The sequence below is a fragment of the Desulfobacteraceae bacterium genome, from assembly GCA_022340425.1.
Classification (GTDB): domain Bacteria; phylum Desulfobacterota; class Desulfobacteria; order Desulfobacterales; family JAABRJ01; genus JAABRJ01.
The window spans coordinates 1-8,161 of sequence record JAJDNY010000168.1; the positions used below are offsets into that span (position 1 = coordinate 1).

7 protein-coding genes are annotated in these 8,161 nt (G+C 70.0%); all 7 read left to right on the top strand.

All coding sequences use genetic code 11. The features are described 5' to 3' along the window. The coding region (ftcD, locus tag LJE63_14985) for a glutamate formimidoyltransferase (GenBank protein ID MCG6907908.1) at positions 1–942 on the top strand (942 nt) is incomplete at its 5' end. Further along, positions 939–2,204 (top strand): imidazolonepropionase, encoded by a 1,266-nt coding sequence (gene hutI, locus LJE63_14990; protein ID MCG6907909.1) that lies wholly within the window; start codon positions 939–941, stop codon positions 2,202–2,204. The genes ftcD and hutI, both read left to right, overlap by 4 nt. Then, positions 2,201–2,833, top strand: coding sequence for a cyclodeaminase/cyclohydrolase family protein (locus LJE63_14995; GenBank protein MCG6907910.1), 633 nt, complete (start codon positions 2,201–2,203; stop codon positions 2,831–2,833). The genes hutI and LJE63_14995 overlap by 4 nt, the downstream gene beginning before the upstream one ends. A gap of 21 nt (positions 2,834–2,854) precedes the next feature. Continuing rightward, entirely contained in the window at positions 2,855–4,396 is a 1,542-nt protein-coding gene (gene hutH / locus LJE63_15000) for a histidine ammonia-lyase (GenBank protein ID MCG6907911.1), read from the top strand. A gap of 116 nt (positions 4,397–4,512) precedes the next feature. Next, positions 4,513–6,306 (top strand): hypothetical protein, encoded by a 1,794-nt coding sequence (locus LJE63_15005; protein MCG6907912.1) that lies wholly within the window; start codon positions 4,513–4,515, stop codon positions 6,304–6,306. A 62-nt stretch (positions 6,307–6,368) separates the two neighbouring features. Continuing rightward, complete coding sequence (locus tag LJE63_15010; protein MCG6907913.1) at positions 6,369–7,811, top strand: trimethylamine methyltransferase family protein; 1,443 nt, start codon at positions 6,369–6,371, stop codon at positions 7,809–7,811. Positions 7,812–7,980: 169 nt separating this feature from the next. Further along, a partial coding sequence (locus tag LJE63_15015; protein MCG6907914.1) for an aldo/keto reductase occupies positions 7,981–8,161 on the top strand: 181 nt, incomplete at its 3' end.

Consider the following 8,161-nt stretch of genomic DNA (forward strand, 5'->3'; position numbering starts at 1 on the left):
AACCCACAGCAGGAGGTCGAGGCCATGGCCACCCAACTGATCGAATGCGTCCCCAACTTCAGCGAAGGCCGGCGGCCGGAGGTGATCGCGGCCATCCTGGCGCCCTTCCGGGCTGCTCCCGGCTGTCATCTGCTGGACCACCGCGCCGATGCAGACCACAACCGCCTGGTGGTCAGCCTGGCGGGACAGCCCGGGCCGTTGCAGGACGCCCTGCTGGCGGCCGCCCAGGTGGCCATCGCCCGGATCGACATGGCCGCCCACCGCGGCGCCCACCCGCGCATCGGGGCCATCGACGTGATCCCCTTTACACCCCTTAGAAACATCGACATGGCGGCGTGTGTGGCGCTGGCGCACGCCTTTGGCCGGCGATTCCACGAGGAGACCGGGGTCCCGGTCTATTTCTACGAGGAGGCAGCCCTCAGGCCCGAGCGCAAAAAGCTCGAGGTGATTCGCAAGGGGCAGTACGAAGGCCTGCGCGATGAGGTCAAGACGCCGGAGCGCAGCCCGGATGTCGGCGGGCCGGAACTGCACCCCAGGGCCGGGGCGACGGTGATCGGCGCGCGGCGTTTTCTGGTGGCCTTCAACGTCAACCTCAAGACCACCGACCTCCAGGTGGCCAAACAAATCGCCGCGGCCGTGCGGGCCTCCTCGGGCGGCTTCTGCCACGTCAAAGGGATCGGCCTGGCCCTGGCGGACCGCGGGCTGGTCCAGGTGAGCCTCAACCTGGTGGACCACGAGAAAAACCCCCTCTACCGCGTCCTGGAAACCGTGCGCATGGAGGCCCGGCGCTGGGGGGTGGCGGTGGCCGAAACCGAGGTTTACGGCATGGTGCCGGCCGCGGCCCTGCTGGACAGCGCCGCCTACTACCTGCAGGTTGCCGGCTTCGACCCGGCCCAGGTGATCGAGCTGCAGCTGCTGGAGAAGATCGGGGACGGTGGATGACCACCAAGCTGTTTTACAACGCCCGAATTTTCACTCCCCAGGACCCCGGCGCCCCGCTGGCCGGGGCCTCCCAAGGCCGGGTGCGGGTCTATGAAAACGGTGCGCTGCTGGTGGGCGGCGGTCGGGTCGCGCGGATCGGCCCCGGCGCCGAAGTGCGCGGCAAAATCGCCCGCAGCGGGGCCGAAGTCCACCAGGAGATCGACTGCCGCGGCGCCTGCCTGGTGCCCGGCTTCGTGGACCCCCACACCCACATGTGTTTTCTTCGCCCGCGGGAGGCCGAGTTCGACCTGCGCCTGGCGGGCACCCCCTATCTCGAGATCCTGGCCCGGGGCGGTGGGATCCTCTCCTCGGTGAGCGACGTGCGCGCCGCCGCCGAGACCGACCTGCTGGCGGCCACCCGCCGGCGGGCGTTGACGGCTCTCGGCCTGGGCACCACCACCGTCGAGATCAAGAGCGGCTACGGCCTGGACACCCCAACCGAGCTGCGCATGCTGCAGGTGATCGACCGCGTCGGCCGCGAGCTGCCGCTGGACGTGGTGCCGACCTTTCTCGGGGCCCACGCCGTGCCCGAGGAGTTTCGTGCCGACCCCGACGGGTTCGTCGCCCTGATCGTAAACGAGATGCTCCCCGCGGTCCGGCAGCAGGGTGTCGCCCGCTTCTGCGACGTCTTCTGCGAGCGGGGCGTGTTTTCCATCGCCCAGACCCGCCGCATCCTGCAGGCCGCCCGCAACGCCGGCCTGCAGCTCAAGCTGCATGCCGACGAGGTCCACGACCTCGGCGGGGCCGGTCTGGCCGCCGAGCTGAGGGCCGTTTCAGCCGATCATCTGCTGGCCGCAAGCGATGCGAATATCGCCCGCATGCGGCAGGCCGGCGTCGTCGCCAGCCTGCTGCCGGCCACGGCCTACAGCCTGCGCAAACCCTACGCACCTGCCCGCCGGATGATACAGGGCGGGGTCCCCGTGGCGCTTGCCAGCGATTGCAATCCCGGCTCCAGCTTCACCGAGTCGATGCCCTTCGTCTTCGGGTTGGCGGTGCTGCAGATGGGCCTCTCGCCGCTGGAGGCGCTGACCGGCGTTACCCTGAATGCCGCCTACGCGCTGGGCATGGCCGGGCGGGTGGGCAGCCTGGACCCCGGCAAACAGGCCGATTTTCTGCTGCTCGACGGCGAAAGTCCGGCGATTCTGGCCTACCATGCGGGGGTTTCACCGCTGACGGCGGTCTACAAGCGCGGCGAACTGGTCGCCGGAAAGGAGCAGCCATGAACCTTGCGGGACGCTCACTAACAGAGTTCGTGCACGACCTCGCCGGCGACGCCCCCGCCCCGGGGGGCGGCAGCGCGGCGGCCTATGCCGGCGCCATGGCGGCCGCGCTGGCCGCCATGGTGGCGCGGCTGACGGTGGCCAAAGCCGGCGACTCCCAGGCCCGCGCCCGCCTGGAGGCCGTCATTGCGTCCGCCGACCCGCTGGCGGCGCGCTTTCTCGCCTTGCTGGACGCCGACAGCGCCGCTTACAATCAGGTGGCCGGGGCCTTCAAGCTGCCCAAGGCCGATCCAGCCCAGCAGACGGAGCGCAGCAGGGCCATCCAGCGCGCCCTGCAGCATGCCGCCGAGGTGCCCCTGGACACCCTGGCGGCGGCCGCCGGGCTGGCCAGGCTGCTGGGGACGGTTGTGGCCGACGGCAACCCCAACTGCATCAGCGACGCGGGCAGCGCCGTCCATTTGTGCCGCGCCGGGGCCCAGGCCGCGGCCTGCAACGTGCGCATCAACCTGGCGGCCATCCGCGACGGGGCCTTTGTGGAAACCTGCGGCCGCAGCGCGGACCGCCTGCTGGAAGGGGTCGAGGGGGCGCTGGCGCCGCTTGAAAAAGCGGTCGCGGCCAAGCTGGCCGTGTGAGTGGAGACCGGGGGAGGGGGAATGCGGCCGATTTATCTTGACGGGCCGGAGCTGACCATCGCGGACCTGGTGGCGGTTGCGCGCCACCGGGCGCCGGCGGCGTTTTCCGACGCGGGGGTCCAGCGGGTGGAGCGCACCGGCGAGCTGATCGCCCGCTGGGTTGCAGAGAAACGCGTGATTTACGGGATCACCACCGGCTTCGGGGCCCTCTGCAACGTGACCATCTCTGCGGGCGACACCCGGCGGCTGCAGGAAAACATCCTGATGAGCCACGCCGCCGGGGTCGGCAAGCCGCTGCCCGAGGAGGTCGTGCGGGCCGTCATGGCGCTGCGGGTGCACGATCTGGCGCAGGGCTACTCGGGCTGTCGCATGCAAACCCTGCGCTACCTGTTGGCCTTTCTCAACCTGGGAATCTCGCCGCTGGTGCCCGAAAAAGGGTCCGTCGGGGCCAGCGGCGACCTGGCTCCCACCGCTCACCTGGGACTCGTCCTGATCGGCCGCGGCGAGGCCTTCCACCGCGGCCGGCGCATCCCCGGGGCGGAAGCCCTGCGGATCGCGGGCCTGCCGCCGCGGCGGCTGGAAGCCGGCGAGGGGCTGGCGCTGATCAACGGTACCCAGGTGATGACCGCCATCGGCGCCCTGGTGGTCAGCGACGCCGTGCGGCTCTCCAAGACCGCCGACATCGCCTGCGCCATGAGCCTGGAGGTGTTGATGGGCAGCGCCGCGGAGTTCGACCCCCGCATTCATCAAGTGCGCCCCCACCCCGGCCAGGTCGCCACCGCCGACAACATCCTGCGTCTGACCGCCGAAAGTGCCATTGTCGCCTCCCACGAAGGCTGCGCCCGGGTCCAGGACGCCTACACCCTGCGCTGCGCCCCCCAGATCCACGGCGCCAGCAAGGACGCCGTGGCTCACGCAAAGCGGGTGATCGGCATCGAACTCAACGCCACCACCACCAACCCGCTGATTTTCGCCGACACCGAGGAGGTGCGCCTGGGGGGTAATTTCCACGGCCAGCCGGTGGCCATGGCGGCCGACTACCTGTCCCTGGGGCTGGCGGAGCTGGGCAGCGTCTCCGAGCGCCGCATCGAGCGCATGGTCAACCCCCAGCTCAGCGAACTGCCGGCCTTCCTGGTCGAAAACGGCGGCCTCAACTCGGGCTACATGATCGGCCAGTACGTCGCCGCCGCGCTGGTCTCCGAAAACAAGGTCCTGGCGCACCCCGCCTGCGTGGACTCGATCCCCACCTCCGCCAACAAGGAGGACCACGTCAGCATGGGCAGCATCGCCATCCGCCAGACCCGCGAGATTCTCGACAACGTGGAAAACGTCTTGGCCATCGAGCTGCTCTGCGCCGCCCAGGCTCACGATCTGTTGACCGCGAACCGGCCGCTGAGCGCCGGTCTGGGCACCCGCGCGGCCTACGCCGTCATTCGCCGGCATGTGCCCCACCTGGCGGCCGACCGCGATCTGTACCGCGACATCGAAACCGCCGTGACGCTGCTGCGCTCCGGGGAAATCATCGCGGCGGTGGAAGCCGCCGTCGGCGAGCTCAAGGGATAGCCGGATGAGGCGCCCCCCGAGATGCGCCGCGGCCGTTGACAGGCGCGGGTTTTTCCCGTATTGGCCTTTAGCGGCAGGCTGGTCTGGATACTGCGGCCGCTGCTGGAGACGGAAAAATGGACCTTTGCGGCCGGCTTCTGGAAATTGACCTGACCTCCGCCGTTGTTCGCCAGCACCCCCTGGACCCGGCCATGGTCCGCAGCTTTCTGGGGGGGCGTGGGCTGAATGTGGCCCTGCTGGATGAGGCTCTGCCCGGGGCGGTGGACCCGCTTTCGCCGGACAATCTGCTGGTCCTGGCCTGCGGGCTGCTCACCGGCACCCCCGCACCGGCCTCCTCGCGCCTGCACCTCAACGCGGTCAGCCCCCTGACCGGTTTGCTGGGCAGCGCCAACATCGGCGGGCATTTCGGCGCCTGGCTGCGGGCCTGTGGTTTTCAGGCCGTTTTGATCCGCGGCCGCAGCCCGCGGCCGGTTTATCTGGACATCAGCCCCGAGGGCGCCCGCATTCGGGGCGCCGAAGCGCTCTGGGGGCTGGACACCCACGCCACCGAGGACCGCCTGGCGGCCGCCGCCGGCTGCAAGATCCAGACGCTGGCCATCGGACCGGCCGGGGAGCGCCTGGCGCGCTTTGCCTGCATCATCTCCGATCGGGACCATGCCGCCGGCCGCACCGGATTGGGGGCGGTGATGGGCGCCAAGCGCCTCAAGGCCCTGGTGGTGCGCCGTCCCGCGGCCGCCCGCAGGCCGCCGGCGGCGGCGGTCAAAGGCGCGGTCGAGGACTATCTGCGGCAGATCACGGGCTCGCCGGATTTCGGGATCTTTTCGCGTCTGGGCGGCGCCGGCTACGTCAAGTGGGCCTCGGATCAGCGCTTGGTGGGCGCCCGCAACTACCGCCGGCTGGACTTCCCGGGGGCCGCCGATCTGGACGGGTCGCGCCTGCAGGCCGCCGTCGTGCGCTCCCGCGGCTGCGCCCGCTGCCCGGTGCAGTGCAAGGCCCTCTTGCAGTTTGCCGGAGACCCGACGCCCGCCTACCGGCCGGAGTTCGAGCCGATGATCAACCTGGGGGCCAAGTGCGGCCTGGGGGACGGGGCGGCCGTGGTGCGGCTGGAGAACCTCTGCACCCGCCTGGGGCTGGACAGCACCTCGGCCGGCACCGCCATCGCCTTTGCCATGGACCTTGCGGCCCGCGGCCTGATGCCGGCCGCAAAGAGCGGCGGGCTGGATCTCAGCTGGGGCAACCCCCGCAGCATGGAGGCCCTGATCCGCCAGATGGCGGCCACGGAGGGCCTGGGTGGGCTCCTGGCGCTGGGGGTGCGGCGCGCCGCCCGGGAGTTCGGGCCCCGAGCGGTGGCCTTTGCGGCCCACGTCAAGGGGCTCGAGCTGACCGCCTACCACCCGGCCGCACTGCTTGGCTCGGCGCTGGGCTATGCGATTTCAAGCCGCGGCGGGGACTACAACAACGTCTATGCCTCGCTGGAGCACCGCTGGAGCCCCCGGATGGCCGAACGGGCCTTCGGCACCGCCAAGGCCCTGGACCCCCGCTCCTACGAGGGCAAACCGCAGCTGGTCTACCGGGCCGTACTGGTCAACATCGTGGTGGACAGCCTGGGCCTGTGCAAGGTGCCGGCGCTGTCCCTGATCGGCACCTTCGACCTGGTGGGCGAGGCCCGTCTCACGGCGGCCGTCACCGGCTGGCCGGTTTCGGCCCGCGACCTGCTGCAGACTGGCGCGCGGGTGGCGTCGCGGGAGCGACGGCTCAACATCCGGCTGGGCCTCCGGGCCGCGGACGACAGCCTGCCGGAAATGTTTTTCAGCGGCGACGGCCCGCGCCTGGACCGCGAGCGCTTCGCGCAGATGGTGCGTGAATTTTACGAGCTGGCCGGCTGGGACGCGGCCGGACGGCCGCTTTGAAGCGCGCAAAACACCCCGGGCGGGCTCGTGTCGACTGCCCGGCGCAAGGGAAGGAATAACGGATGGACAACGTCGATATTGGCTTCAGCCCCCGGCTGAGTTTTCTATCGGAGGGCGACAAGCAGAAAATCCATCACGCCGCGCTGCAGGTCCTGGAGGAAACCGGCATGCTGCTCCATCACCCGGGGGCGCTGGCACGGCTCAAGGACGCCGGCTGCCGGGTGGCGGAGGACAAACACGTCCGGGTGCCCGCCGCCCTGGTGGAGCGCGCCTGCGCCAGCGTGCCCAACGGCATCCGGGTCTACAACCGTGAGGGGGAGCTGGCCATGGACCTGGGGGGGCGGCGGTCCTATTTCGGGACCGGCTCGGACCTCATGTGGTCCCTGGAATCCGAGACCCTCACCCGGCGGCGCACCACCCTGGAGGACATCGCGACGGCTGCGCGGGTTTGCGAGGCCCTGCCCAACATCGATTTCATTATGTCCTTCGCCCACCCCCACGAGCTGAACCCCGACCTGGCCTATCTGGCCAGCTTTCGGGCGATGGTTGAGAACAGCACCAAGCCCATCGTCAACACCGCCAAGGACCGCGGGGACCTCCAGGCGATGTGGGAGATTGCCAAAATCCTGCGCGGCGGCGCCCAGGCCCTGCGGGAGAAGCCCTACTGGATCCAGTACGCCGAGCCCATCAGCCCGCTCAAGCACCCCTTCGCCAGCGTGGACAAGCTGATCTTCTGCGCCGAGACCGGTTCCCCGGCGATCTACTCCCCGGCCCCGATCGCCGGCTCCACCGCGCCGATGACCATCGCCGGGCATGTGGTCCAGGGGCTGGCGGAGTGCTTTTTCGGGCTGGTGATCCACCAGCTGACCGCCCCGGGCGCCCCGTTTCTGATGGGCATGGGGGCCGCGGTGCTGGACATGTCCACCAGCCAGTGCTCCTACAACGCCCCCGAGTACCTGCTGGCCTACATGGCCATGGTGGAGATGAGCCGTTATCTTGACATCCCCAACTGGGGCTACGCGGGCACCAGCGACTCCCAAATCCCCGACATGCAGGCGGGCTTCGAGGCGGGCCTGGAAACCTTCATGTCGGCCCTGGCCGGCTCCAATCTCAACCACGACGTCGGCTACCTGGATTTCGGCCTGACCGGCTCGCTGGAGATGATCGTGATCAGCGACGAGATCATCGACCTGGTGCGGCGCCTGCAGAAGGGGGTTCCCGTGGACGACGACAGCCTGGCGCTGGCGGTGATCCCCCAGGGCGCCCGGCAGGGACAGTTCCTGACCCAGCCCCACACCCTGAAGCATCTGCGCAAGGTCCAGTGGCGGCCCGGGCTGTTCTGCCGCCAGGGATACGAGAAGTGGGCCGCCGAGGGCCGCAGCGATCTGCTGGCGCGCGCCCGCCGGCGTCTGCAGGAGATCCTGCAGGGCCCTTCCCCCAGGGCCGTCGATACCGAAAAGGAGCGGGCGATCGCTGCCCTGGTGGCGGGCTTCAAGGGCGACTGAGGCATAGGCCGGGCGGCACAGGCCGGGGCCCCGCGGGGTGCCGCCGGTTTGCAGGGCGGGGGCCGTTGCAACCGGCCGGCGGAGGGAATCGGAAAAATCACCCAACCCCCGGTTAACTCCCCCGGTTTTGAAACCGGTGTCCGCCAGGGCGGTTGAGGAGGTGTGTGGCATGCAATACCGCTATTTGGGCCGCACCGGCTGCAGGGTCTCGGCCCTGGGCTTTGGCTGCATGCGTCTGCCGGTGATCGGCGGCGACGAGGGCCGCATCGATGAGGCCCACGCCGCCCGGCTGCTGCAGGCGGCCATCGAGGGCGGCGTCAACTATGTCGACACCGCCTACCCCTACCACC

What these genes read in the sequence shown, in the direction of transcription:
- LJE63_15005 (MCG6907912.1), top strand. Translation starts at nt 4,513, where the DNA reads ATGGACCTTTGCGGCCGGCTTCTGGAAATTGACCTGACCTCCGCCGTT.
- hutI (MCG6907909.1), top strand. Translation starts at nt 939, where the DNA reads ATGACCACCAAGCTGTTTTACAACGCCCGAATTTTCACTCCCCAGGAC.
- hutH (MCG6907911.1), top strand. Translation starts at nt 2,855, where the DNA reads ATGCGGCCGATTTATCTTGACGGGCCGGAGCTGACCATCGCGGACCTG.
- LJE63_14995 (MCG6907910.1), top strand. Translation starts at nt 2,201, where the DNA reads ATGAACCTTGCGGGACGCTCACTAACAGAGTTCGTGCACGACCTCGCC.
- LJE63_15010 (MCG6907913.1), top strand. Translation starts at nt 6,369, where the DNA reads ATGGACAACGTCGATATTGGCTTCAGCCCCCGGCTGAGTTTTCTATCG.